Origin of the sequence: Marinobacter sp. M5B (genome assembly GCF_042604615.1) — a bacterium.
Lineage (GTDB): Bacteria > Pseudomonadota > Gammaproteobacteria > Pseudomonadales > Oleiphilaceae > Marinobacter > Marinobacter salarius.
In genome coordinates, this window is record NZ_CP156894.1 from 3,539,058 (window position 1) to 3,564,490 (window position 25,433).

Here is a 25,433-nt window from a genome sequence, read left to right on the forward strand (position 1 = left end):
TCACCACTATTTATACGACGGGAGAACACCATGAGCACTCCGGCAGAAAAACTGAAGCAATTCGATGATTACAAAGTTCGCGATATCTCTCTCGCGGGCTGGGGCCGTAAGGAAATCAACATCGCCGAAGGCGAAATGCCTGCGCTGATGGCCCTGCGTGAGAAATACAAAACCGAGCAGCCGCTGAAAGGCGCCAACATCATGGGCTGCATTCACATGACCATCCAGACCGCCGTGCTGATCGAAACACTGGTTGAACTTGGCGCCACAGTGCGCTGGTCATCGTGCAACATCTTCTCGACCCAGGATCAGGCAGCCGCCGCTATTGCCGAGAGTGGTGTCCCTGTTTTCGCCTGGAAAGGTGAGACCGACGAAGAATACGACTGGTGCCTCGAACGCACCGTTGGCGCCGACGTAGAGGGCTGGGAACCCAACATGATTCTGGACGACGGCGGCGACCTGACGGCCCTGCTCCATGAAAAGTATCCGGAGATTCTGGCTAACTGCCACGGTGTCACCGAGGAAACCACCACCGGTGTACACCGCCTGCAGGAAATGCTGCGGGACGGCAAGTTGAAAGTGCCGGCCATCAACGTCAACGACGCAGTGACCAAGTCCAAGAACGACAACAAGTACGGCTGCCGCCACAGCCTGAACGACGCCATCAAGCGCGCCACCGACCATCTGCTTTCCGGCAAGAAAGCGCTGGTCATCGGCTACGGCGATGTGGGCAAGGGTTCTGCTGCGTCCCTGCGTCAGGAAGGCATGATCGTGAAGGTGACCGAAGCCGACCCGATCTGCGCCATGCAGGCCTGCATGGACGGTTTCGAAGTGGTGTCGCCATACTTGGATGGCGTTAACACCGGCACCGAAGCCGGCGTGGACAAGGCGCTGCTGCAGAACACCGACCTGCTGGTCACCACCACCGGCAACATGAACGTGTGTGATACCAACATGCTCAAGGCGATCAAGAGCGGCGCCGTAGTGTGCAACATCGGCCACTTCGACAACGAAATCGACACCGCCTACATGCGCAAGAACTGGGAGTGGGATGAGGTCAAACCGCAGGTGCACGTGGTGTATCGCGATAAGGCCGCCAACGACCATCTGATCCTGCTGTCCGAAGGCCGCCTGGTGAACCTGGGTAACGCCACCGGTCACCCGTCACGGATCATGGACGGTTCCTTCGCCAACCAGGTGCTGGCGCAGATGTACCTGTTCGAGCGCAAGTTCGCCGACCTTCCCGAAGAGGCCCGCGAAAAGGGTATCTATGTTCAGGTTCTGCCCAAGCATCTGGACGAGGAAGTGGCCCGCGCCATGGTGGAAGGCTTTGGTGGCGTGATCACCAGGATGACGCCTGAGCAGGCGAAGTATATTGGGGTACCGGTCGAAGGCCCGTACAAGCCGGAAAGTTACAAGTACTGATCAGGTAGCAGCATGGAAACCCAGAAACAGTTCAAACGCCGCTTCAGCTTTGAGTTTTTCCCGCCCAAGACCGACAAGGGCTGGGAAAAGCTGCAGGGCGTGCGCAATACGCTGGCCGAGGTTGACCCGGATTTCTTCTCGGTCACCTTCGGTGCCGGCGGCTCCACCCGGGACCGCACCGTGCAGACGGTGCTGGACCTTCACAAACGGGGCGTGTCCACCGCACCGCATCTGTCCTGCGTGGGCGCCACCCGCGACAGCATTGCGGAACTGCTGGATGTCTACCGCGACAACGGCATCAACCGTATAGTCGCCCTGCGTGGCGACATGCCGTCAGGCATGGGCGCCGCCGGTGAACTGCGGTACGCCAATGAGCTGGTCAGCTTTATCCGCGAGTACAGCGGCGATACCTTCAATATTGAAGTAGCGGCCTACCCGGAGTTCCACCCCCAGGCCCGCACCGCGGAAGACGACCTGAAGAACTTCGCCCGCAAGGTGGAAGCAGGCGCCAACAGCGCCATCACCCAGTACTTCTTCAACGCGGACAGCTACTTCTACTTCATCGACCGTCTGGAGAAGATGGGCGTCACCATTCCGGTGGTGCCGGGCATTATGCCCATCGTCAACTTCTCCAACCTGACCCGCTTCTCGGACATGTGCGGCGCGGAGATCCCCCGCTGGATCCGCAAGCAGCTGGAAGCCTACGGCGACGACAGCGACAGCATCCGCAAGTTTGGTGAGGAAGTGGTCACCGAAATGTGCGCGAAACTGCTTGTCGCCGGGGCGCCCGGGCTTCACTTCTATACCCTGAACCAGGCGGAACCGAGCCAGAGTATCTGGAAAAACCTGGGAATTGGTGAGCGGGAGAAGATTGCGTTTTAAGATTCGCTGCTCTCCCCAACTCTCCCCAACGCTCCCCAAACCCTCTCCCTCCACGGGAGAGGGCTCCCCTCCAACCATTTGATTTTCTGCATTTCTCCGCCTGATGGTCTAAAGTGTAAGGGTTGCAGTTCCACAAACCGCCCCCGGAAAGAACAGGCTTGATCAGCCCGCATTTCTGGAGCACTCCACCGGGTGCACGGGCAACAAAAGTAAAAACAGGAGATTGTATGAGCACCAAATGGCTTAAGACGGTTGGCGCAACACTGGCACTTACCGTTGCCGCAGGCACTGCCAGCGCAGAGACCCTGCGCGTCGTCACCGACCCCAGCTTCGTGCCGTTCGAGATGATGGATCAGGAAACCGGCGAGATGATCGGTTTCGACATGGAGATCATCCGCGAAGTGGCAGACCGTGCCGGCTTTGAGATCGACCTGAACACCATGGACTTTAACGGCATCATCCCTGCCCTGCAGACGGGCAACGTGGACATCGCCATTGCCGGGATCACCATCACCGAAGAGCGTGAAGAAATCGTTGATTTCTCCGATCCGTATTACGACTCCGGCCTGCGCATCCTGGTGCGCCAGGACAATGGAAAAGTCGAGGAAATTTCAGACCTCGAAGGTGTGAAGATCGGCACCAAGATCGGCAGCACCAGCTACGACTACCTGATGAAAACGCTGGACGAAAATGACGGCGTAACGCCCTACCCAGGCAGTTCAGACATGTACATGGCGCTTATGTCAGGCGCCGTTGACGCTGTGTTCTACGATGCGCCTAACGTTGGCTACTTCGCCAGCACCCGTGGTGAAGGCAAAGTTAAAACCGTTGGCAAGCTGTACGAAGGCCAGCAGTACGGCATCGCCCTGAAAAACGGCAGTGAGTGGGTGGATGACGTTAACGAAGCCCTGGCTTCCATCAAGGAAGACGGCACCTACAAGAAAATCTACGAGAAGTGGTTCGGCCCCATGCCGGAAGACATGTAAAACTGAAAACCACAGCCGGGGTGTACAACACCCCGGCTGGTAACTCCCCATCCAACGGAGACATCCACTGTGGAATTCCAGTTTCAGTTTGACTGGCAGGCAGCCATCAACGCCGTTCCTTATTTGCTCAAAGGTATTCCCTATACCCTGCTTATTTCTTTTGGCGGCCTTGCCATTGGTTTTGTGCTGGGCATTATTTTCGGCCTGTTGAGCATCAACAAAAAATGGTTTTTTCGCTGGCCCGCAACCGCGTACATCGAAATTTTCCGCGGCACCCCCATTCTCGTGCAGGTGCTGTTTATCTTTTACGGTCTGCCCGACCTTGTTGGCGGCCCGATTGACCCGCTGACCGCCGGTATCGCCGCCATTGCCCTGAACTCCGGCGCCTATATTTCCGAAGTGGTCCGGGGCGGCGTGCAATCCATCGACAAGGGCCAGACCGAAGCCGGCCTTTCCCTGGGCCTGTCGCGCTCCCAGACCTTCTGGTCGATTATCTGGCCCCAGGCCTTCCGCCGCATGATTCCGCCCTTGGGCAATCAGGCGATCGTGAGCATCAAGGACACATCACTGTTCTCGGTCATCGGTGTGGGCGAGCTGGTTCGCCAGGGCCAGGTGTACATCGCCAACACCTTTACTGCCTTCGAGGTCTACTTCGTGGTGGCGATCATGTACCTCGCGATTACCCTCTCCCTCTCACTCGTGCTCCGCCTGATAGAGCGGCGCGGACTGGCTTCTGTCTGAAGGATAGGTACCCATGACACAGATCGTGCAAATGCAGGGCATGAACAAGTACTTCGGTACCCTGCATGTCCTCAAGGAAATTGAACTGACCGTTGAAGCCGGCGAAGTGGTGGTGGTTATCGGCGCCAGTGGCTCCGGAAAATCCACCCTCATCCGCTGCGTTAACGGCCTGGAAGAGTTCGAGTCCGGCAAGCTGGTGGTGGACGGTAACGAGCTTGCCCCAAAGAGTGGAAACCCGAAAGCCCTGGCTGAAATCCGCAAGGAAGTCGGCATGGTGTTCCAGCAGTTCAACCTGTTCCCGCACCTGACGGTGAAAAAGAACATCATGCTCGCGCCCCGAAAGGTCAAGGATGCCCCCGAAACTGTCGCCAACGCCACGGCGGAGAGACTGTTGAACCGCGTCGGTATCGGCAGCCAGGCTGACAAGTTTCCCAGCCAGCTCTCGGGCGGCCAGCAGCAGCGCGTAGCCATTGCCCGCGCACTGGCCATGGAACCCCGGCTGATGCTGTTCGACGAACCCACCTCCGCGCTGGACCCGGAAATGATCGGCGAAGTGCTGGACGTGATGCGAGAGTTGGCCAAGGAAGGTATGACCATGATGGTGGTCACCCACGAAATGGGCTTCGCCCGGGAAGTGGCCGACCGCGTGATCTACATCCACGAGGGCCAGATTGTCGAGGAAGGCAAACCGGCGGATGTGTTCGACAACCCGCAGAACGAACGCACCCAGGCGTTCCTGAGCCGGGTGTTGGCGCACTGAACTGAGCTTGCCCAACAGAGCCCCCAATCCCGGGGGCTTTTTTCTTGAATGCCTACCGCCAAACGGCAACAATGCCCTCCAAACAGACCAACCATCCGGCAACCTTCAATTTCACCGCCGGCACAGGATGTAGTAATTTCCATGGCAAAAGCATCAAGCAAAAAAACCACCAAAAGCTTCGAGCAGACCCTCTGGGACACCGCCGACAAACTGCGCGGCACGGTGGAATCCTCCGAGTACAAGCACGTGGTACTCAGCCTGATCTTCCTGAAATTTGTCAGCGACAAGTTCGAGGAGCGCAAAAAAGCGCTGGTTGATGAAGGCCAAGGCGATTACGTGGACATGGTGGAGTTCTACGCCATGAAAAACGTGTTCTACCTGCCATCGGAAGCCCGCTGGAGCTTTATCCGCAAGCATGCCAAGCAGGACGACATCGCCCTGAAGATCGATACCGCACTGTCGACCATCGAAAAAACCAACAAGTCCCTGCGCGGCGCCCTGCCGGATAACTACTTCTCGCGCCTCGGCATTGATGTGAGCAAGCTGGCGGCGCTGATTGACTCTATCGACAACATCGACACCGTCGAAGATCGTGAGCAGGATGTGGTCGGCCGGGTGTACGAATACTTCCTCGGCAAGTTCGCCGCCACAGAAGGCAAGGGCGGCGGAGAGTTCTACACCCCCAAGTGCGTGGTCAACCTGCTGGCCGAGATGATCGAGCCCTTCCAGGGCAAGATTTACGACCCCTGTTGCGGCTCCGGCGGCATGTTCGTGCAGTCCATCAAGTTCGTGGAAAGCCACCAGGGCAACCAGAAAGACATCTCCATCTACGGGCAGGAGTACACCGCCACCACCTACAAGCTGGCCAAGATGAACCTGGCCATTCGGGGCATTGCCGGCAACCTGGGGGATGTACCGGCTGACAGCTTCTTCAAGGACCAGCACCCGGACCTGAAGGCGGACTTCATCATGGCCAACCCACCCTTTAACATGGACCAGTGGCGCGCCCCGGATGAGCTCACCGACGACCCCCGCTGGGCCGGCTACGAGGTTCCCCCCACCGGCAACGCCAACTACGCCTGGATACTGCACATGATCGCCAAGCTGTCCGAACACGGCACTGCCGGGTTCGTGATGGCCAACGGCTCCATGTCCACCAACACCAAGGGCGAAGGCGCCATCCGCCAGAAAATGGTCGAGAACGACCTGGTGGACTGCATGATCGCCCTGCCCGGCCAGCTGTTCTACACCACCCAGATTCCGGTGTGCCTGTGGTTCGTCACCAAAAACAAAAAGGCCCAGACCATCCCCGGCCACAACGACAGCAACCACCGCAACCGGGAAGGCGAAACCCTGTTCATCGACGCCCGTAACATGGGCAGCATGATCAGCCGCGTGCACAAGGAACTCACCCCCGACGACATCGCCCACATCGCCCGCACTTACCACGCCTGGCGGGGTGAGGCGAAGGATGGTGAGTACGAAGACGTACCCGGCTTCTGCAAAGCCGTCACCCTCGACGACATCAAGGCCAATGATTATGTGCTCACCCCCGGCCGTTACGTGGGTGCGGCTGAGATTGAAGACGATGGTGTGCCGTTTGAGGTGAAGATGGCGGAGTTGAGCCAGACGCTGTATCGGCAGATGGCTGAGGGGGAGAAGCTGGATGCGGTGATTCGGGAGAATTTGGAGGGGCTGGGTTATGGCCATTGACGAACTTTTAGCCGAAGGTTTATACCCTCGCGGATTCAAAAGAGAAAACAACTGGCGCTGGCCCTTAATTCAAGCGTCAAAGCTGGTGACCTTAAGGTACGGAAAGGCACTTAAGGCGAGCGAGAGAGAATCTGGCTCAGTTGCTGTTTACGGAACTAATGGTCAGTGCGGCTGGCATAACGAAGCTCTTCAAGAGGGCCCCGGCATAATTCTGGGGCGGAAGGGTCAGGGCCCTCTGGGAGTCGAATGGTGTGAAACTCCTTTCTGGGTTATTGATACAGCTTACTATGTTGACATAAATTCAAGTAATCTTGATCAGCGGTATTTCTTCTATCTAGTCAAGTATATTGGACTCAACCATTTAAAGGATGGAACCTCCAATCCAAGCTTATCTCGATCTACTTTCGATAAACTACTTTTGCCTGTTCCGCCAAAGGACGAGCAAAAAGAAATCGCTCGTTTAATTCGGCTTTTTGACGAAAAAGTGGGCATAAATGCCCAAATCAACACCACCCTTGAATCCATGGCCCAGGCCCTTTTCAAAAGCTGGTTCGTGGACTTCGACCCGGTGATCGACAACGCCCTGGCCGCCGGCAACCCCATCCCCGAAGCCCTGCAAGCCCGCGCCGACGCCAGAGCTGCCCTCGGCGACCGGCGCAAGCCCCTGCCCGACCAAATCCGCCAGCAGTTCCCGGACCGGTTTGTGTTGACGGAGGAAATGGGGTGGGTTCCGGAGGGCTGGAAAGTGACTCCCCTGAGCGAAGCAATCGAGATCAACCCCAAAGTCACGATAAAGAAGGGACAAAAGGCGAAGCACGTAGACATGAAAGCCCTGCCAACATCAGGCTACTGTGTCGGGGAAATTTCTGAAAAAGAGTATGCAGGCGGTGCAAAGTTTGAACGCGGGGATGTGCTGCTCGCCCGGATCACGCCATGTTTGGAAAATGGAAAGACTGGAGTAGTCAACTTCCTATCAGACGGTGAACCCGGCTTCGGCTCGACAGAATTTATTGTAATGCGACCGAAAAACGCAATTGGCACCTCTTTCGTAGCCGCGCTAGCGAGACAAGAAGCGTTCCGCCAGCACTGTATATCCAACATGGTAGGTTCTTCAGGACGACAGCGAGTCCAAAACTCTTGCTTTGACACTTACTTCATCTGCACCCCGAAAGTGCCCGATATTCTGGATCTGTATCGAGATAACTGCGAAGCCTGGTTTGTGAAAATGACGACTCTGGCTAACGAGTCTCGGTCTCTTGGATTGCTCCGAGACACCCTCCTCCCCAAACTCCTCTCCGGCGAACTTCGAATTCCAGAAGCGGAGAAACAAGTGGAGGAGATCATCTAGCCTGTCTGCAGGCTCATGCTCTGTAGCACCGGCAAGGACGGCCCCCCGTTCGAAGTGCAACCTGTAAGGATTACTTACAAGTTCATCAGGAGGGCAGTCGGTAGGCGCAATCATACCCGCCGACGAGCCCGATATCGCTAATGGGCGTGCAACCCGGCAAACTCGAGAATTCTGTCTTTTTCAGTGTGCAGAGTTATCTGGATACCATCGCCCGCCAGGTTAGCAAGGGTTTCTTCGAACGCTTCCACACGGACGTCATTAATCTGCCCAGGCTCCGGGCCTTTCACCGGAAATAGCACGGGGCCTTTCAGCAGATTGCGCTCGCGGAGCTGATCCACTCTGAGCTTCCACTTGCCGCCATGCTCGATGATAGCGGTGGATTCGTTCTGCCCCAGGAACAAGGGTTTAATCACCCGGATGGCCTCGTTGTCTTTTTGTTCAACGAAGGGGAAGGTGACTCGGTAAAGCTGATCTTCAATCCGACGCTTGGTAAAACGCTTTGCCAGATCCCGCTGTTCCAGAAGTTTTTTGATGCCCCTCTCGAGAATGGTCTCCTGATATTCCGGGGTGACGAAGTTCCTGCCGACATAGTGTTCGTAGAGCTCAGTCAGTGCTTGCTCTGGATTCTCCGCCAGCACTGCCCGCTGCTCGCTGAAACGCACAATGGTTTCGCGGGGTCGGATCAGTTCCTGAAACAGGCCTTTATGAAATCCATACTCCCGGTCGTTGTCACCAAACTCGCCGATCTGGTCTTTCAGCATGCCCTGCACTCTGCACAACTCTGCATCCAGGTTCGCCATCGTTTTGAGGTACAACCCCCGGTCCAGCTCTTCAAAAAACTGGGTTATACGGGCATGTTTTCTCCGAAGCAGTTTAAAGCCCAGGTAGCGGGTTTTGGGTGCCCACAGCAAAATACCGACGTTGGCGAACTCGCCCGTCTCGATATAAGGCATAAACCGCACGATGGCGTATTGGCACGCTATCCTGGTCATTTCTGGTTCCAAAAGTTGTCGCTACGAAAACGCTGCAAGTGTGTCAGGAATGAACCCGGATCAAAGTCTAGTTTCATCGTCATCTCGGGGTCTATGTAAAACCACTCCTCGGGAATGGCCTGTATGATGCTGTCCCACCCCTTCAAAGCCTGTTCCATCCGATCAGTATAGTGCTGACGCTCAACCAAGTCATCGAACACAAGTGGCACGCTGTCCTTAAAGGCGTGATACCGGAAAAAATGATCTGGATCGAAATCCGGGTCGAACGCCTGGTTGTGGTCGATGACCACAAGGCGCTGAGCTTCCGCATCCCAGAACAGATTGGCGTTTCCGCCGTTTCTCGTCAATTGACGGTCGACGTTGGATATCCACCAATCGAAAACGAGGAGAGAGCCACGCATTTCAGGCGGGACGTCAGGAATCTGGGAGAAAGCCAACTCCGTTATCCTCTGTTCCACCGACCCAAATGCTGGGCCCCGGCCCAGCGCAAGCGCATCTTCTGCCGATAACACTTCGGCTAACTCTTCGGGAACATCAACAAGGCTGAATGGAGCTACGGGAATTCCCATGGCCAGAGCGAGGTTGCCAGATATCCATTCGTTGATCTGACTCTGCCTGCCCGCCCCGCTGCCTTTGACGAAATAAATCTCTCCATCGTTGCCTCTGCAGATGAACGGCAGAGTCATACCGTGTTCCGAGCGGCGCAACACCTCGACGATCTCGACTTCATGGGGAGACAAACTCGGCACAGGTATGAAATTCCCTTTTACTCAACGATTACTCGGGTACATCTTACTGAAGGTCACGGTGGAACGATTCAACCGTATCCCATATTCTCTTCTTGTAACAGCGCAGGTATTCAGGCAAGTGTATTTCATCACTAATCGTATAGCGACACCCCGGGACACTTAACCGCATGAAACGTAGATCTTTTACCATTTCATCACAAATCGAAGTTGGCGGTGGTGAGACGTCAGACGAGTGCGAAGCCAGAAACCTATGATCCAACTCCACTGCACAAAGAAACTTTTGGCAAAGCTGCCGCTGGATTCGTCCGGTCGGATAAAGAGAAAGGCATTGCTCCCGCAAGCAGCTAATGATGAAGCTGAGAGCCCGCTGAGTGGCTGGCACGCCAACCTGCTCACTATTCAGCGCCGCAACTGTGTGCTGTTCGTTCATGGCACCACTCGTTTTCCGGTGCTGGCAACTTGCCTCACGAAACCGGACTTAGCGGAGCTGGACTGGTGGTTTCAGGACGCTCTGATGAACACTCTCATTAAATCCGGTGCCAATGAGACGCAAATGAACACTGCCGGAAGTATACTCTCGCAACTGGTTTGCGACTCGGAATGCGACCGCTCAGTGCAGGCCACCATGAACCAGATGAAGCAGGATCTGGAGCATCAGATCTGGTACGACAACCTCTCGATTAGCGATCTGGCGCCATACAGCACAGGTGCCTTTTTAGCCGAACGGCCTTGTACTGTGAAGGGAGTCAAGGGTTGTATCTGGCCAAAACGGGCGATGCTGGAGTTGTTGAAACAATGCTAGACCACAGATTTTCCTTTCGTGACAAACTTTCTGTCGACATAGTTCTTGAGCAGTTCAAGCAGCGTCCCTTCCAGGCCCTCTGACATTGACCGAGTCAGCGAGGTATTACGCCAGAGCCTTTGCCTATTTAGTTTAAGCAAGGCTAGTCGTCCTCAAAATGACATGAAATAGACAAGCGAGTAGTAACTGCCAGCAGCAACCAACGCTGAAATCAACAGCCCCATTGACGTCAGCAGGGCAACAGTCGCTACGAGGGCCAGAGAAATTGTCGCGGCGAGAGGCTCTCGGGCCAATTCGCTGTAGAAAATATAAACAATGAAGTTGATGAATACCGCTGACGGAACCACCTGCTCCACATAGACCTTCCAAGGTGCGGCAAGTTCGAACCGCAGCAACACGGGTAAAACTCTAACGATCAAACTGGTCACAAACAGCGCGAGAACGGCCAGCAATGCAGCGTTATTCATAGCCTGGCCCTCGCGAGCAGAATTGACGTCACGATGATACCTGGCACCCAAAAATAGACCGGTCCCAGCGAATATATCAATGCTAAAGCAACAGCCAGACAGAGGATGACGGCACCTACCCTAGATACCGTAAACCCATCATCGACAAAAACCCGCAATCTGAGCTGGCTCACCGAAAGGAAGACCAATACTGCGCTGGCTGAAAACCCGAGATTGACATTATCCCCAAGCCAAGGGAGTTGAAGTGATTGCCCCAGGGCCGCACCCACCAACGCTGACAGAACCCATGTAATAAAGATGACGCTCCGGATCAGGAAAATAGTCTGCGGGCCGTCAGATGGACTTTCGGTTGCATAGGCTTCGTCTCCCAGCATATGAGCCGCTAGGTATCGGCCCACTTTCCTTCGCGGTAGGCGACCAGATGATACGTAAGCAATTGGGAAATAGCGGCTGTTTATCGAAGCGGTCACAAAGAGCATGGTAAGGAATCCCGAGCCGGACTGGGAGAGCGGCAGAACCGCAAACTGCCCACTCCCTGAAAAACCCAGCACGCTTACAAGAAACACTTCTAGAATAGTCCAGTCAGCCTGAGAGGCTATAAAACCGAACAGCATGCTCACGGGGGCCACTGCCAGCGCTGGTGGCAAGACTCGAGATAGAACACTGGGAGTTGTCAGCGCTCCTTCCGCGTCCTCGAAGCTAGCACTCACGCTTTCCACCCAACCTATACTTCTTTAGCATAGCTCTAGGCCCCTTGCCCTTTTCTCATGAACTGGTCCATAAGCTCGATTTTCCCATTTATTGATTTCGATAACCCAGATATCCCGATAGCCGGTGCTACCCTCTTCAGGTTCAATATTCGTCGCGTAATGAACATATCGTTCATCATCAATAATAATGGCTTCGTTTTCCTTTAATTCATACCTGAATACAACATTTCCCGTATTGGGATCGATTACCTGCGTCTCACCCCCGACCACGTTCTCCCTAGCGGCAACACCAATAATGCTAAACTGATGGCCATCTCTATGAGGCCCCTCAGGCACCGTAACTCCACGGTACTCCTCATTGGCAATGACGCGAATCTGATTAACATTCAGATGGAAGATATCCCCCTTATCGACGGGCAGCTCCTGCATAATGCAAGACATCAGTGACGAAGGATCAATAGTTAATTGCTCCCTGTATCTAAGAACCCCACCTGCTTCTTTTAACTTTATATATTCCGGCGACTGAATATACCGCCTTTTAGGAAGCAGCCCGAATATCCACTCATTGTCCTCAAAATATCCGAAATATTGAGATAACCTTATTTTCCTCAACCGCGCTTTGCTGTGACAGTCTCTAGGAAGTTCGTCGAAGGAAGCAATAATCTCATGAGACAGAGCAGGCGTTTTCACAACACAAAATCCGTTTTCAATATACTGCTCATTAGCAGTCTTTAAGTCAGTCTTGGTTAATGACATATTCATGTTTAGGCCTCCCCTGCCCTTTCTTCAAGATCAAAAGTAGCAATCTCATGCGGCTTCAATGACTCGATGTGTTTCCTGGTGATACCTCTATAAAACTCACAGGCAGCAGGTTCAACCACATCAACCGCATCATACTTCTTCTCCAGAGGCCCTAAACAAAGCCCGCCACAGAATCCTTCAATTTCACAGCCTTTACAAAACTCAGGGTTGTTACGCCGCAACCGCGCGTGGCTAAGATACTCTTCCGAGTCCAGAATTCGCTCTTCATCGGATATATTGCCTAGAAGAGTGGAACCCGCCTTACACGAAAAAACGGATCCATTGGGCTCAATGCTAAATTGGGCACCCTTTGCTGAGCAGTTTTTGAATCCTCTGTCAGCAACCACATCAAACCCCAGCATCACCTGGAAGATCTGATGCCAATATCCTGTAAGAACGACGCCACGAGATCTTCCGTACTCAACTACCCGCCACAGGCGATCTACGATATTTTGTGTACCGAACTCGGAATAGAATGTGGGATCAAAGTCTACAACAACTCCAATTTCACGCGCCCCAACATCAACGGCCAGATCTACGATTGATTCGTTAAAGTCATTCCATGTGTCTGAGGTCAAGGCCGAATTTATAGCTACACGGTTGTTGTATTTTCTCAACATCTTGAACCCGTCCATGACAACCGGTGTACTGTCGTCTCCGTTTTTAAGAGGACGGTTCGGGCTTGTTGGAGAATCGAAACTCACACAAACAGCCACATTATATTTAGAGAACGTTTCGGAAACCTCTTTTGTTATTAAGGATCCATTGGTAACCGTAGAGTAATTTATAATTATGTCGTGATTTTCGCCATTGCCAAAGTGTTGAAGAACAGCCTTTACGGTTCTCCAGTTCAATAGGGGCTCGCCACCAAAAAACTGGACCATGACCTCTTTTACACCTGCAGCTCTTGCCACAGCCAATGAAGATTCAACATAGGAAACGCCATCTTCAGGCTTCATGGCACGATTCTTGGGATCATACTGATGTTCAAAGCGCTCTTTGGAAGCATAAATCGAATCTTCAATATTAACCTTTATGCCTTCCCTCGCGATTATTCTCGATTCGTCGACTCTATTAAAATCATCCTCTGCGGAGAGCTCCTTTCCCTGGACGCCTTCAAAACAGTAGGTGCAGCCAAAATTGCATGCATTAGCGAGTATCAACTGGATCACGTTTATTTTCTTTTCAACGGCAGGCCATACATCCTCTTTAGATTCAGCCTCTTCCTCTTTACTCACAATCAACCGGCGTGCAATTAATTGCTGTATCAACTCCTCAGAACGGTCACGTGCTTCCACATCCATGACGTCATTCGGTAAATATTTTGGAGTTGAAAAGCTTTCCAGTAGACCTTTACTGTTGCCATCCAAAAAGCATAACCCACCTAGCTGCCGGTGATATGCAGCAAAGCGATCGCCTACCTCGTTTAAGATCAGATCACTTGAAAGCACGTAGCGACTATCAGCCATATCAACACCTAACCAATTTCTAGCTCTTAAATGGCGAGGTAGCGCACTCACATACGCTACCTCGAATACCAATGGGGATTACTTGGTCAATTTTGTTTTCAACTTGGTTGAACCAAGGGAAGCCCCAACTGTTCCGCCAACAGTTCCACCAACGGTGCCTCCTACCGTTCCACCAACTGTGCCACCCACTGTTCCTCCAACAGTGCCGCCGACAGTTCCACCGATAGTTGAAATATTCTGGTTCATAGTTACTTTCCTTTTCTTTATGGATTTGCACCAAGCACAGAGTTATCTCCGTGCTCTTATTTGCGCTCTGATAGAGCACAAATCCTTGTGCCAGGCCCAAAATATGCAGTTTTTAGACAGTTAAAGGCATCCGGCTATTTGAATAGCAGCATAGAGGTGAGTGAGCACCACGATCTTGAAAGATCGTGCAGGAAAGGGACTTCAAAACGAGGAGAGGGTCACAGAATTGCGCGTAGGTTTAGCGAAGCATTCTGAGCCATCGGGCTGGGGTTATACCGTAGGCCCTTGTGAAGTGGTTGGTAAAATGACTCTGGTCACTGAAGCCGACTATAACGGCAACCTCTGCAAGCGATGAACCACCCTGCATCAATTCGCGAGCTCTATCGAGCCTGCGCATCGTTAGGTAGCGATAGGGACTTGTACCAAAAAGGTTGCGAAAATCCCTGGAAAGCCCCCATCGATCTCGGCCAGTAACAGCCTCGAGTTCATCCATTGTGATCATTGCATCTAAAGAGGCATGCATAAACTCTCGAGCCCGTTGAGCAGCGAGAACGTCCAGCTTCTTGCGCTTCGTTGGATTACCGGCGGCTGCAGCCAACGCTTGCGCCAGGTCATATATTGAGTCTGCCTCTTCCAGGTGATCCAAGGGCTGATCCATGTCCTGAAGAAGCGCTCTGGATGCCGCCATTAAACGGGGATCCTCAGAAAGACCACCAGGAATATAAGGTAATGGCCTGCCGCCCAGTACCTCCTGAAGCAAGGCCGGTTCAACGTACATTATTCTGTATCGGAAGCCTTCATCCGTACCCGCCTCTCCGTCGTGCAACTCGTCGGGATAGATGGCAATCGTTCCGCCCGGAAGACTATTACGCAGGCTTCCGCGATATCGGAAATTGTGGACGCCGGAGAGTGTATGGCCGATGGCATAAGTGTCGTGGCGATGTGGGGTATAACCATTGCCAGTGAAATAGGCTTCGAGGCGATCCAGCGAGGCTGATTTCCTACCGCGTTTTACCCAATCGCCGCTTCGGGTTTGTGATGACATATCTGACGTCCTTGTCTGTAACTGCGCTATTCGCGCTAAACCGTTTGCCGTGCACCAGCCAGAAGCTTCCCAGCTCCCAAAAGGCTTGCACGTATCTTATACGCAAGCTATTCGTTGGCCAAATTACCCGATTTCACAATGTGACGCCGTCAGGTGGGCAAAAAATGGCTACAATCAGGTAACATGCTGATAAACCCTACGGATAAATCACCCTGGGACGCCAGATCGCGCAGTAAGGATAGGGAATGCCCAAGTTCACCGAGGACAAACTGGAACAGGCGATCATTACCCTACTGGGTGAGCAGGGATTTCCTCATACCCCAGGCCCTTCCCTTTCCAGGTCGCCAAACGACGTTCTGATCCGGGATGATCTAAAGACTTTCCTGGCGCGGCGGTATGCCAATGACTACATTACCGATCATGAAGTCGACACGATCATCAATCGACTGGACACCCTTTCCGCATCCGATCTTTATGCCTCCAACAAGACCATCCACAGATGGGTTGCCGATGGTTTTCTGCTAAAGCGAGAAGACCAATCGCAAAAGGACCTTTACATCCAACTACTGGACTATTCCGGGCTTCCAGAGCAACGGGAGCCCGAATCCGGAGATGTGGATACCGTCATCGCCGACGACGGAGAGGGTTACCGTACTGGCGGCAATATCTATCGGGTGGTCAATCAGTTGGAAATCGAGGGACTCGAAAAGCGGATTCCCGATTCGATTCTCTACATCAATGGCCTTCCATTGGTGGTTTTCGAGTTCAAAAGCGCCACCCGTGAGAACGCCACCATTTACGATGCCTGGAAGCAACTCACCATTCGCTACGCTCGTGATATTCCGGAGCTGATGAAGTACAACGCTCTATGCGTGATCAGTGATGGTGTGAACTCCCGTTTGGGCTCACTGTTTGCGCCTTACGAATACTTCTATACCTGGCGCAAGGTCACCGGTGACGAGACCATCGAACAGGATGGCATCAACGCCATGCACACGATGATCCAGGGGCTGTTCAACCACAACCGGCTGCGCGAAGTCATCCGGCATTTCATCTATTTCCCGGACAAATCTCACCGGGAGGAGAAAATCGTTTGTCGCTACCCGCAGTTCTATGCCGCTGGAAAGTTGTTCAGAAACATCCTGGAGCACCGCAAGCCCGGGGGCGACGGCAAAGGCGGCACGTATTTCGGAGCGACTGGCTGCGGCAAGAGTTTCACCATGCTCTTTCTCACTCGCCTGCTGATGAAAAGTGTAGATTTCGAAAGCCCGACAATTGTTCTGATTACAGACAGAACGGATCTTGATGACCAGCTTTCTGGCCAGTTCACCAACGCCAAGGAGTACATTGGCGACCAAACGGTGATCAGCGTGGAGAGCCGCGACCATTTACGTGAACTGCTAAAAGGCCGAACCAGCGGCGGGGTCTTCCTGACCACCATTCACAAATTCACCGAAGACACCGAATTACTGACTGATCGCTACAACGTGATCTGCATTTCTGATGAAGCCCATCGAAGCCAGGTGAACCTGGACCAGAAAATCCGTGTCACTGAAAACGGCGTGAAACGCAGCTTCGGGTTTGCCAAGTACCTGCACGATTCACTCCCCAATGCCACGTATGTCGGTTTCACAGGTACTCCCATCGACGCTACTCTCGATGTTTTCGGTGAGGTGGTGGACAGCTACACCATGACCGAATCGGTCAAAGACGAAATTACGGTACCGATTGTTTACGAGGGCCGGGCCGCCAAGGTAATCCTGGACAACGAAAAGCTTCAGGCAATAGAGGCCTACTACGAGCAGTGCGCTGAAGACGGCGCCAGCGAGTACCAGATTGAGGAGAGCAAAAAAGCCAGCGCCAACATGAGCGTGATCCTGGGCGATCCGGATCGGCTGCGTACGCTGGCTAAGGACTTTGTCCATCACTACGAACAGAGGGTAGAGGAAGGGGCTACCGTCAAAGGTAAAGCGATGTTCGTGTGCAGCAATCGAAATATCGCTTATAACTTATGGCAGGAACTGATCGCGCTTCGACCGCAGTGGAACGAAGTTCTGGTCTGCGAACCCGGTGCCGATCTTTCAGACAAGGATCGAAAAGAGATCAAACCCATGGAGAGGGTCAAACTGATCATGACCCGGGGCAAGGATGATCCCAAGCCCCTCTGGGACATGCTTGGCACTCAGGACTATCGCAAGGAGCTTGACCGCCAGTTCAAAAGCCCAAAATCCAACTTCAAGATCGCTATCGTAGTGGACATGTGGCTTACTGGCTTTGATGTGCCTTTTCTGGACACCCTCTACATTGATAAGCCCATCCAGCGCCATAACCTGATTCAAACCATTTCCCGGGTCAACCGGAAATTTGAAGGCAAGCGCAAAGGCCTGGTGGTGGACTACATCGGCATCAAGAAACAGATGAACCTGGCACTGGCCCACTACAACAAAGCCGACCAGCAGAACATCGAGGAAATTGAGCAGTCGATCATTGTGGTCAAAGACCACCTGGACCTACTTGGCAAACTGTTTCACAAGTTTGATGACCGTCTCTATTTCCAGGGCAGCCCGGTACAACAACTGAATTGCCTGAACCAGGCCGCCGAGTACGCCCAACTCACGGACAAGATTGAGAAGCGCTTTATGGCGTTGGTGAAACGTCTGAAAGCGGCCTATGACCTTTGTAGTGGCTCAGAGGGCGTGACCCAGGCCGAGCGGGACCGCATTCACTTTTATCTTGCGGTTCGCTCCATCGTTTTCAAACTGACACGCGGCCATGCCCCGGACACCTCACAGATGAACGCTCGGGTGCGGGAGATGATGACGGAGGCCCTGAAAGCCGACGGCGTGGAGGAAATTTTCAAGCTTGGCGAAGATGGCGCCGAAGCGCGAAATATTTTCGACGATGACTATCTGGCCAAAATCGAGAAAATCAAACTTCCTAATACTAAGATCAAACTTCTCCAACAGCTTCTCGCCAAAGCGATCGAGGATTTCAAAAGGGTCAATAAAGCCCGAGGTGTCGACTTCTCGAAGCAGCTTCAGGCGCTGGTAGAGAAATACAATGAACGAAAGGAAGCAGACATCCTGAGAGGTGAGGTCGTTGAGGATTTCACCGACGAGATTATCGACCGCTACTTGGGCATGATCCAGTCACTGAAACATGAAGTCAGCTCCTTTGAGGAGCTGGGGATCGACCTGGAAGTCAAAGCCTTCTATGACATCCTGAAAGATCTGGCGGTCAAGTATGACTTTACATACCCTGAAGAGAAGCTGCTGCCTCTTTCCGAAGCGGTAAAAGCTGTGGTGGACGATAAGATGAAGTACACCGATTGGAACCGGCGCGAGGATATTAAGGCCGAACTGAAGGTGGACCTCATCCTGCTGTTGGGGAAGCATGGCTACCCACCCATTGACCGGGATGAGGTTTACAAAGAGATTTTTGAACAAGCAGAAAATTTCAAGAAATACCGGCCCGCTACCTCATAACAGCTGCCGAGTAATTCTATACTCCTTCTCAATCTTGGTGTGGGAGTCATCCGCCAGAAACCGCGCAATCTTCTTGCCCAGTAACGGCACTTCGCACCAGACATTCAGCGTAACGTAGTTGATGCAGGCCTGGTCTGTGCCCTGCAGGCGCATATTGCCCTTGATCTTCGCGGGCACGCCTTCAATTTTTACCCGGAACTCGCAATGCCATTCCCCGTCGTCCTTGCGGAACCAGTGCTCTTCCTGGCGTACGCGATTCCACTCTTTGTGAAAGCTCGCCAGGATGCCGGGCACCTCGGTGGAGGCTGTCATTTCACGCTCAACCACCACCTTCGCGGACAAGTCGTCACGGGTCAGCTCCGGTATATTCACATTGCGCGAACCCAGCCGCTGGTTCTTCTCCTGGATATGGGCCTCGTCGAAGAACGCACCCAGCACCCGGTCCAGGCCAGCATCGTATGAATGTCTCAATTCCAGTTCCATAAAGGCCTCCGTATAAGAATGGCCTGATTGTGCGCGGTGAGTTTCATTCACACATTGGCCCGCCGGTCATCGGTGGATGGCATAGTGGTCAGCAGGCGTTGTTAACTGTAATATTCGCACTGGTTAACAGCTGACCTTTTGTTGGAACCTGACAGAACCCCACCGTTTGACGGAGATTTATCATGCGCAACGCTGACCTCGTCGCCCGCGGCCTCAAGTCCGTATGGCATCCCTGCACCCAGATGAAAGACCACGAAGGTACCTTGCCTTTGGTCCCGATCAAACGGGGCGAAGGGGTCTGGCTCGAGGACTTCGAGAGCAACCGCTACATCGACGCCGTAAGCTCCTGGTGGGTTAACCTGTTCGGTCACGCTAATCCCAGAATCAACGCCGCGATTCAGGAACAGATCGGCCAGTTGGAGCACGTTATCCTGGCGGGGTTTACCCACGAGCCGGTGGTTAACCTGTCCGAACGGCTGATCGAAGTGACCCCCGAAGGCCTGAACAAGTGCTTCTACGCCGATAACGGCTCTTCCGCGATTGAAGCAGCGCTCAAGATGAGCTTTCACTACTGGAAAAACCACGGCAAGCCCGGCAAGAAGAACTTCGTCAATCTGAGCAACAGCTACCATGGCGAGACCCTGGGCGCCCTGGCACTGGGCGATGTTGCCCTCTACAAGGACACCTACCAGCCTCTGCTGATGGAAGTCATGACAGCGCCCTCGCCGGATGCGTTCAACAAAGAGCAGGGCGAAACCGACGAGGAATACGCACTGCGCCAGTTTGAGGCCATGGACGCGTTGCTGGCCGAAAAGCACGACGAAATCTGCGCCGTGGTGGTGGAACCCCTGATTCAGTGCGCTGGCGGCATGCGCATGCACCACCCGATCTACCACACCAAGCTGCGCGAAGCCTGTGACCGCTATGGCGTCCACCTGATTGCTGACGAGATCGCTGTTGGCTTCGGACGCACCGGCACCCTGTTCGCCTGCGAGCAGTCCGGCATCACCCCGGATTTCATGTGCCTGTCAAAAGGCCTGACCGCCGGCTACCTGCCGCTGTCCGTGGTGCTGACCACGGACACGGTGTACAACGCCTTCTACGACGATTACGAGACCCTGAAAGCCTTCCTGCACAGCCACAGTTACACCGGCAACCCCATTGGCTGCGCCGTGGCCCTGGCCACCCTGGACATCTTCCGCGATGACAACGTCATCGAAAACAACAAACGCCTGAGCACCTGCATGGCGGACTCCGTCGCACACCTGGCCGACCACCCCAACGTCGGCGATATCCGCCAGCACGGCATGACCCTGGCGGTGGAAATGGTGAAAAACAAGGCCACTAAAGAGTCCTTCGCCTGGCAGGAGCGCCGTGGCATCCGCGTTTACCAACACGCTCTGACCCGCCAGTCGCTCTTGCGGCCACTGGGTAACGTGGTCTACTTTATGCCCCCTTACGTGATCACCGAAGAACAGATCCGCCACCTGGCCCAAGTGGCCACAGAAGGCATCGAAATCGCCGTACGGGACTGACAAACATCATGCGCATCCCCCGCATCTACACCGACTCACCCCTGAGTGAAGGCGCCACAGCCGGCCTGGACGACAATGCAGCGCAACACGTCGGCCGTGTGCTGCGCATGCAGCCCGGCCAGGAACTGCTGCTGTTCAACGGCGACGGCAACGACTACCCCGCCACCATCACCGAGGCCGGGAAGAAACACGTGTCGGTCGAGGTGGGAACGCCGTCCGCCAATGTCACAGAGTCCCATCTGGAGGTCGTACTCGGGCAAACCCTGTCGAAAGGCGACCGCATGGACTACGCCGTTCAGAAAGCCGTGGAAATGGGCGTTACCCGCATCGTACCGCTGACCACCGAACGCTGCGACGTCAAACTCAAAGGCGACCGTGAAGACAAACGCCTGCGCCACTGGCAATCCGTCGCCATCAGCGCCGCCGAACAATGCGGCCGAGCCCGGGTGCCCGAGATAGTACCGGTGATGACACTGTCGGAATGGTTTGAAAACTCGGGTGACTGCGACTTGCGCCTGGTTCTACACCACCGCACCGAACAATCCCTGAACACCCTTGCCAAACCCGCTCGCGTCGCTCTGATGATCGGCCCCGAAGGCGGCCTAAGCCCGGACGAAATCACCGCTGCCGAAACTGCCGGCTTCCTCCCCGTTGCCCTCGGCCCCCGCATTTTACGCACCGAAACCGCCCCGGTTGCCGCCATGGCGCTGTGTCAGTGGTTGTGGGGTGATATCGGCGGTTGAGCCTACCGACTGTGCCGCCATCTCAATCTGGCGCGCAAGTCATTGACAGAGCCGGCCCCCGACAACATTATCCCTGTCGAGTGATAAGTCTGTTGAGGATAGCTCTGTAGTCGGGGCTGTATTACGGGGAGGCCTTTCCAAAACTGTGCGGAGCCATGGATGGCGGAGCCCAAGCGCCACAGGGACGTGCCGCAAGGAGCGTGTTTTGGAAAGGCCTCCCCGTAATGCAGCAAACTCCAGAACCCAAAAAGCGAACACCGGATGACAAGCCTGCTAAGCACCCCAGAATTCTGGCAATACCTCAGTATCCCCGTCATTGCCGCCCTGATCGGCTGGACCACGAACTGGCTGGCCATCAAAATGACCTTCTACCCGCTGGAATTCGTCGGCAAGCCCCCGTTACTGGGCTGGCAGGGCATCATCCCCTCAAAGGCCCGAAAAATGGCCGCCATCAGCGTCGACGCCACCATCTCCAAGATTGGCACCGTGCAGGAAATTTTCCAGCAGATCGATCCCCAGGTACTGGCAGCCCACATCCTCTACACCGTCGAACCCCGCACCGAAGAATACGTCGACGAACTGATGCTCAAGGAATACCCCACCTTCTGGGAAAACCTGCCCTCCTCAGCCAGGAACATGGTCTACGACCGAGTACGCAAGTCCACCCCGCAACTGGTGGACAACCTGGTGGGTGACGTTTCCGACAACATCGAAGACCTGCTCGACATCAAAAGCATGGTCATCGAACGCCTGGCCAAGGACAAACGGCTGCTGAACCGGATCTTCATCGAGTGCGGGGAAGTGGAATTCCGTTTCATCATCAACTCCGGCTTCTATTTCGGCTTCCTGTTCGGCCTGGTTCAGATGACCGTCTGGTATTTCTACCAAAGTTGGTGGGTACTGCCTTTCTTCGGCCTGATGGTGGGTTGGGCGACCAACTGGATCGCGCTGAACGTGATCTTCCGGCCCTTGCACGAAAAGAAAGTCGGCCCTTTCCGATTCCAGGGACTGTTCCTCAAACGCCAGCAGGAAGTCGCCGAATCCTTCTGCCACATCGTCACCCACGAAATACTCACGGTTGGCAACATCATCAACGCCATACTGGAGGGCCCAAAGGGCGACCGGGCCCGCAACATGGTCAAAAAACACATTAAACCCCTGGTGGACGAAACCGCCGGCATGGGTAAGGCCCTGACTCAGATGGCGTTTGGACCAACAGGCTTTGCGACCCTAAAGAACCAGGTCGGCAAAAAAGCCATCGAAATTTCGCAAACCTCCTTCAATAACCCGGTGTTCGAAACCGACCGGGCAAGGGCCGTGGAAAGCATCATGGTGGAGCGCATGATTGCCCTCTCATCTGAGGAATTTCAAGACCTTCTTCGACCCTGCTTCCAGGAGGACGAAATCAAACTGATCCTGGTGGGCGCCTTCCTGGGTTTCGCCGCCGGTATCTGCCAATTGGTGTTCGTCTTCGGAGGCTCTGTTTTCTGAGGCTCTAGTGCCAAAAAGCCTGCTGTTATACTGTGCATAGCCGCTAGCTCATTCTATACTCGCGGTGTACGGGTATGTATTTCCCGGCGACTATTCTTTTCCCGGAGGCATCGGATGCCAGGCTTTATTTCCTGGATTTCAGGACTTTTCTCGTCCGACAAACCAACAACCGCAACAGCACCTGAATCCCGCCTGCTCAACCCGGTTGTTTCAACAAACGACAGCCCGGACATAGACCCGGCCCTGATCGACAAATTGGAAGAGCGTCTGTTTTGCTGGCTGCTTGACTCACCCCCCGCCACGCTGCGCTCAGAAACCGGGCAATGGGATGAAGTGCTGGAAAAACTGCGCTGGCGAATCGCCAATAGTGAACTGGACGAATTACCGCGCCAACCCATGACCCTGCCGATGCTAATGCGGGCACTCTCCGATGCCAATACAGGCCGTAACCAACTGACGGAGATCATCCTCAATGACCCCGCGTTGACCGACCAACTACTGCAAATTGCCAACAGCCCTTACTTCCGCACCGGCGACCAGTCCATCGACTCGGTGGACCAGGCGGTCTTTGTACTGGGTATGGACGGTATTCGCAACGTTATTTCCGCCGCCATCATGCGGCCGATGATGGCAGCCAGGAACAGTCGGGAAGCACTCTTTGCACAACGGGTATGGCGCTGGGGGCTCACCTGTGCCCGCAGTGCGGAGTTGATTGCGAAGATTCAGGGCCAGGATAGCAGCGTCTATTTCATGGCAGGCCTACTGCCAGCACTCTCTTACATCACACTACGAAGGGAGTTGCAGCGCGTCTGCAGGACGGAATCCGGGCTGGCGGAACCGCCACCCTCGCTGATCCACATCGCCCTTTCCCGCTACCAGTGGGCCACGTCACAACTACTGGCCAATGAATGGGGGCTGCCGCCTAAATATCACGCCCAGCTTCTGGCGGCGGAACGGCCGGCGCCGAGGCAGCAACACACCCCGCTGAACGACGGTATTATTATCGGCACCCGGGAGGTGTTACGCCACGCCCACCAGCGCAATATGCCGGAAGACGACGTATTGCGTATTACTAACATCTCGAGGGAGCAGTTTACGCGGGTACGCAAGGTGATCCTCGATACCCTGGAAGCGGGTGCAAAAACCCGCGCCTAGGTTTTTTCTCCGTAACCCCCTTCCTGCTTCAGCAGTTCGGCGAAGGACACCGATTCGTGCTCCGGAGGGCGTTCCATCAGATGGCTCGGCACGGCATAAGGTAAACGGTCAGCAACCCGATCCTCATCACGACGTATGGCTTCCAGCACGCTGCCAACGGTGATCCTCTCGAGGGACTGGCCCGGAGCCAGGCAATCGCCGTTGCGACCGGCCAATGTCAGCAGCCTGGCGCGGATCAGCTTGTCGCTGATACCACGGGTCACCTCCCCCGGCACCCTGAGTTGCTGCTCAACCGCTTCCTGCTGCGGTGCCGGCCGGCCCTCGCTGAAGGGTTTCGCCACCAGCCACATCAACGCCAGCCCGGTTTTTTCCAGAAGTTCCGGCGACAACCGCACCTGGCGGCGTTTGGCCACCGAGCCCGGGTTCTGGAGATAGAAGGCAATGCTGGACCCCAGCAGCAGAATCATCCAGTTGAGGTACACCCAGATCAACAGGATGATGCCGATTGCGAAACTGGAATAGATGGCAGCGTACTTGGCGGAACCGGCGACAAACGACGCAAACAGCATACCCGCCGCCTGCCAGGATATACCTGCTACCAGGCCACCGATAAAGGCATAGCGAAGCTTCACCCGGGTGTTGGGAATGAACACGTATACGAAGGTGAACGCCCCGACCACCAGCATGAACGGGGTAAAGCGGGTGGCGAAGACAATCATGGAGCCGAGCGGTTCGATTTCCATCAGCGCCTGCACGAACGCAGACGAGAAAATGGTGGCACTGATACCGATGGCCGACACCATCAACAACGGCCCCACCATGATAACGCTGAGATAATTACTGAAGCGCTGGGCCATCGAGCGCATGTCCGGCACCCGCCAGATCATGTTGAAAGAACGCTCGATCTTCTGCACCAGTGACACCACGGTATAAACCAGCAGTGCCAGGCCGACCGAGCCGAGCACACCCACTTTCATGTTATCCACGAAGCCCAGAATCTGCTCGGCAATCTCGACGCCCTGGGGGCCCATGGGCCGAAAGAACTGGAACAGGAAGGGTTCCATACGCTGGTGTACGCCCAGCGCCTTGAGCACCGAAAAGCTCAAGGCCAGCAACGGCACAATACTCAGCAAGGTGGTATACACCAGGCTCATGGCATGAAGCGTCAGGTTGCCACTAACGACGTCCCGCACCAGCGCATAGGCGGTACGCCCGGTTTTATAAAGCCAGGTCCATGGCCAGTGTTGCGGTGGATTGGGGTTGGCGAGAATCCAGGTTTCCGCAGACTGAAGCCGATCTTTGAATTGAAATGAAGCCACACAACGTCCTGTTTGCCAGTGTTTTGTACAGATTATCAGTCAGATACCAAATCACAACAAAGTATGGCGTATTGTGTGGCTTTTAC

General features: G+C 54.5%; 23 protein-coding genes. 13 read left to right on the plus strand and 10 right to left on the minus strand.

All coding sequences use genetic code 11. The annotated features are described in order from the left end of the window. Positions 1 to 30 precede the first annotated feature (30 nt). The 7 genes from ahcY (at position 31) to AAGD24_RS16090 (ending at position 7,855) form a co-directional block, all read left to right on the plus strand. Positions 31 to 1,425 (plus strand): adenosylhomocysteinase, encoded by a 1,395-nt coding sequence (gene ahcY, locus AAGD24_RS16060; RefSeq protein WP_379865683.1) that lies wholly within the window; start codon positions 31 to 33, stop codon positions 1,423 to 1,425. Positions 1,426 to 1,437: 12 nt separating this feature from the next. Continuing rightward, a complete protein-coding gene (metF, locus tag AAGD24_RS16065; protein ID WP_379865685.1) occupies positions 1,438 to 2,307 on the plus strand; it encodes a methylenetetrahydrofolate reductase [NAD(P)H] in 870 nt (289 codons plus the stop codon). 227 nt (positions 2,308 to 2,534) lie between these two features. After that, positions 2,535 to 3,293 carry a transporter substrate-binding domain-containing protein gene (locus AAGD24_RS16070; RefSeq protein WP_075194435.1) on the plus strand — a complete coding sequence of 253 codons (759 nt, stop codon included), beginning with the start codon at positions 2,535 to 2,537 and terminating at the stop codon, positions 3,291 to 3,293. A gap of 69 nt (positions 3,294 to 3,362) precedes the next feature. Next, positions 3,363 to 4,034: an amino acid ABC transporter permease gene (locus AAGD24_RS16075; RefSeq protein ID WP_041334074.1), complete on the plus strand. Its 672-nt coding sequence runs from the start codon at positions 3,363 to 3,365 to the stop codon at positions 4,032 to 4,034. Positions 4,035 to 4,047: 13 nt separating this feature from the next. Beyond that, a complete protein-coding gene (locus tag AAGD24_RS16080; RefSeq protein WP_136633557.1) occupies positions 4,048 to 4,794 on the plus strand; it encodes an amino acid ABC transporter ATP-binding protein in 747 nt (248 codons plus the stop codon). 141 nt (positions 4,795 to 4,935) lie between these two features. Further along, positions 4,936 to 6,507: a class I SAM-dependent DNA methyltransferase gene (locus tag AAGD24_RS16085; protein ID WP_197061335.1), complete on the plus strand. Its 1,572-nt coding sequence runs from the start codon at positions 4,936 to 4,938 to the stop codon at positions 6,505 to 6,507. Continuing rightward, positions 6,497 to 7,855: a restriction endonuclease subunit S gene (locus tag AAGD24_RS16090; RefSeq protein ID WP_051947006.1), complete on the plus strand. Its 1,359-nt coding sequence runs from the start codon at positions 6,497 to 6,499 to the stop codon at positions 7,853 to 7,855. The genes AAGD24_RS16085 and AAGD24_RS16090 overlap by 11 nt, the downstream gene beginning before the upstream one ends. A gap of 137 nt (positions 7,856 to 7,992) precedes the next feature. Here the strand turns inward: AAGD24_RS16090 and AAGD24_RS16095 are convergent, their stop codons facing one another. Together AAGD24_RS16095 and AAGD24_RS16100 are read right to left on the minus strand one after the other, a co-directional pair. Continuing rightward, on the minus strand, positions 7,993 to 8,847 hold the full coding sequence (locus AAGD24_RS16095; RefSeq protein WP_036208974.1) for a DUF3037 domain-containing protein: 855 nt from the start codon (positions 8,845 to 8,847) through the stop codon (positions 7,993 to 7,995). Continuing rightward, complete coding sequence (locus tag AAGD24_RS16100) at positions 8,844 to 9,533, minus strand: HipA family kinase (RefSeq protein WP_051947004.1); 690 nt, start codon at positions 9,531 to 9,533, stop codon at positions 8,844 to 8,846. Before AAGD24_RS16100 ends, AAGD24_RS16095 begins: the two co-directional genes overlap by 4 nt. 313 nt (positions 9,534 to 9,846) lie before the next feature. Between AAGD24_RS16100 and AAGD24_RS16105 the strand changes: the two genes are divergently transcribed. Continuing rightward, positions 9,847 to 10,398: a DUF6933 domain-containing protein gene (locus AAGD24_RS16105; RefSeq protein WP_227517867.1), complete on the plus strand. Its 552-nt coding sequence runs from the start codon at positions 9,847 to 9,849 to the stop codon at positions 10,396 to 10,398. A gap of 152 nt (positions 10,399 to 10,550) precedes the next feature. Here the strand turns inward: AAGD24_RS16105 and AAGD24_RS16110 are convergent, their stop codons facing one another. From AAGD24_RS16110 to AAGD24_RS16135, 6 genes are all read right to left on the minus strand, one after another. After that, complete coding sequence (locus tag AAGD24_RS16110) at positions 10,551 to 10,865, minus strand: hypothetical protein (RefSeq protein WP_085679293.1); 315 nt, start codon at positions 10,863 to 10,865, stop codon at positions 10,551 to 10,553. Next, positions 10,862 to 11,479, minus strand: coding sequence for an AzlC family ABC transporter permease (locus tag AAGD24_RS16115; RefSeq protein ID WP_264754877.1), 618 nt, complete (start codon positions 11,477 to 11,479; stop codon positions 10,862 to 10,864). The genes AAGD24_RS16110 and AAGD24_RS16115 overlap by 4 nt, the downstream gene beginning before the upstream one ends. Positions 11,480 to 11,599: 120 nt before the next feature. Beyond that, positions 11,600 to 12,337, minus strand: coding sequence for a 2OG-Fe dioxygenase family protein (locus tag AAGD24_RS16120; RefSeq protein WP_085679287.1), 738 nt, complete (start codon positions 12,335 to 12,337; stop codon positions 11,600 to 11,602). 2 nt (positions 12,338 to 12,339) lie between these two features. Then, positions 12,340 to 13,845, minus strand: a complete 1,506-nt coding sequence (locus tag AAGD24_RS16125) for a radical SAM/SPASM domain-containing protein (protein ID WP_085679284.1) — start codon at positions 13,843 to 13,845, stop codon at positions 12,340 to 12,342. A 78-nt stretch (positions 13,846 to 13,923) separates the two neighbouring features. Continuing rightward, positions 13,924 to 14,091, minus strand: coding sequence for a hypothetical protein (locus AAGD24_RS16130; RefSeq protein WP_197025691.1), 168 nt, complete (start codon positions 14,089 to 14,091; stop codon positions 13,924 to 13,926). Positions 14,092 to 14,329: 238 nt separating this feature from the next. Beyond that, the gene (locus AAGD24_RS16135; RefSeq protein ID WP_085679281.1) at positions 14,330 to 15,136 is read right to left on the minus strand and encodes an AraC family transcriptional regulator; all 807 of its coding nucleotides are present in this window, start codon (positions 15,134 to 15,136) and stop codon (positions 14,330 to 14,332) included. Between the two features lie 245 nt (positions 15,137 to 15,381). Here AAGD24_RS16135 and AAGD24_RS16140 point away from each other — a divergent pair, with 245 nt between their 5' ends. Further along, the gene (locus AAGD24_RS16140; RefSeq protein WP_085679278.1) at positions 15,382 to 18,621 is read left to right on the plus strand and encodes a type I restriction endonuclease subunit R; all 3,240 of its coding nucleotides are present in this window, start codon (positions 15,382 to 15,384) and stop codon (positions 18,619 to 18,621) included. Here AAGD24_RS16140 and AAGD24_RS16145 read toward each other — a convergent pair. Next, positions 18,616 to 19,104 (minus strand): DUF2505 domain-containing protein, encoded by a 489-nt coding sequence (locus AAGD24_RS16145; RefSeq protein ID WP_036208948.1) that lies wholly within the window; start codon positions 19,102 to 19,104, stop codon positions 18,616 to 18,618. The two genes, AAGD24_RS16140 and AAGD24_RS16145, sit on opposite strands and share 6 nt — an antisense overlap. A 182-nt stretch (positions 19,105 to 19,286) precedes the next feature. On the opposite strand from AAGD24_RS16145, the gene AAGD24_RS16150 reads away from it, so the two are divergent. The 4 genes from AAGD24_RS16150 to AAGD24_RS16165 all read left to right on the plus strand — a co-directional run bounded on the left by AAGD24_RS16150 (position 19,287) and on the right by AAGD24_RS16165 (position 24,028). After that, positions 19,287 to 20,639 carry an adenosylmethionine--8-amino-7-oxononanoate transaminase gene (locus AAGD24_RS16150; protein WP_085679275.1) on the plus strand — a complete coding sequence of 451 codons (1,353 nt, stop codon included), beginning with the start codon at positions 19,287 to 19,289 and terminating at the stop codon, positions 20,637 to 20,639. 8 nt (positions 20,640 to 20,647) lie between these two features. Continuing rightward, positions 20,648 to 21,382, plus strand: a complete 735-nt coding sequence (locus tag AAGD24_RS16155; RefSeq protein ID WP_379865690.1) for a 16S rRNA (uracil(1498)-N(3))-methyltransferase — start codon at positions 20,648 to 20,650, stop codon at positions 21,380 to 21,382. A gap of 261 nt (positions 21,383 to 21,643) precedes the next feature. Continuing rightward, entirely contained in the window at positions 21,644 to 22,873 is a 1,230-nt protein-coding gene (locus AAGD24_RS16160; RefSeq protein WP_036208940.1) for a DUF445 domain-containing protein, read from the plus strand. Positions 22,874 to 22,987: 114 nt separating this feature from the next. Next, entirely contained in the window at positions 22,988 to 24,028 is a 1,041-nt protein-coding gene (locus AAGD24_RS16165) for an HDOD domain-containing protein (RefSeq protein WP_036208938.1), read from the plus strand. Here the strand turns inward: AAGD24_RS16165 and AAGD24_RS16170 are convergent. Beyond that, positions 24,025 to 25,347 carry a YihY/virulence factor BrkB family protein gene (locus AAGD24_RS16170; RefSeq protein ID WP_041334063.1) on the minus strand — a complete coding sequence of 441 codons (1,323 nt, stop codon included), beginning with the start codon at positions 25,345 to 25,347 and terminating at the stop codon, positions 24,025 to 24,027. The genes AAGD24_RS16165 and AAGD24_RS16170 overlap by 4 nt on opposite strands. Positions 25,348 to 25,433: the final 86 nt, after the last annotated feature.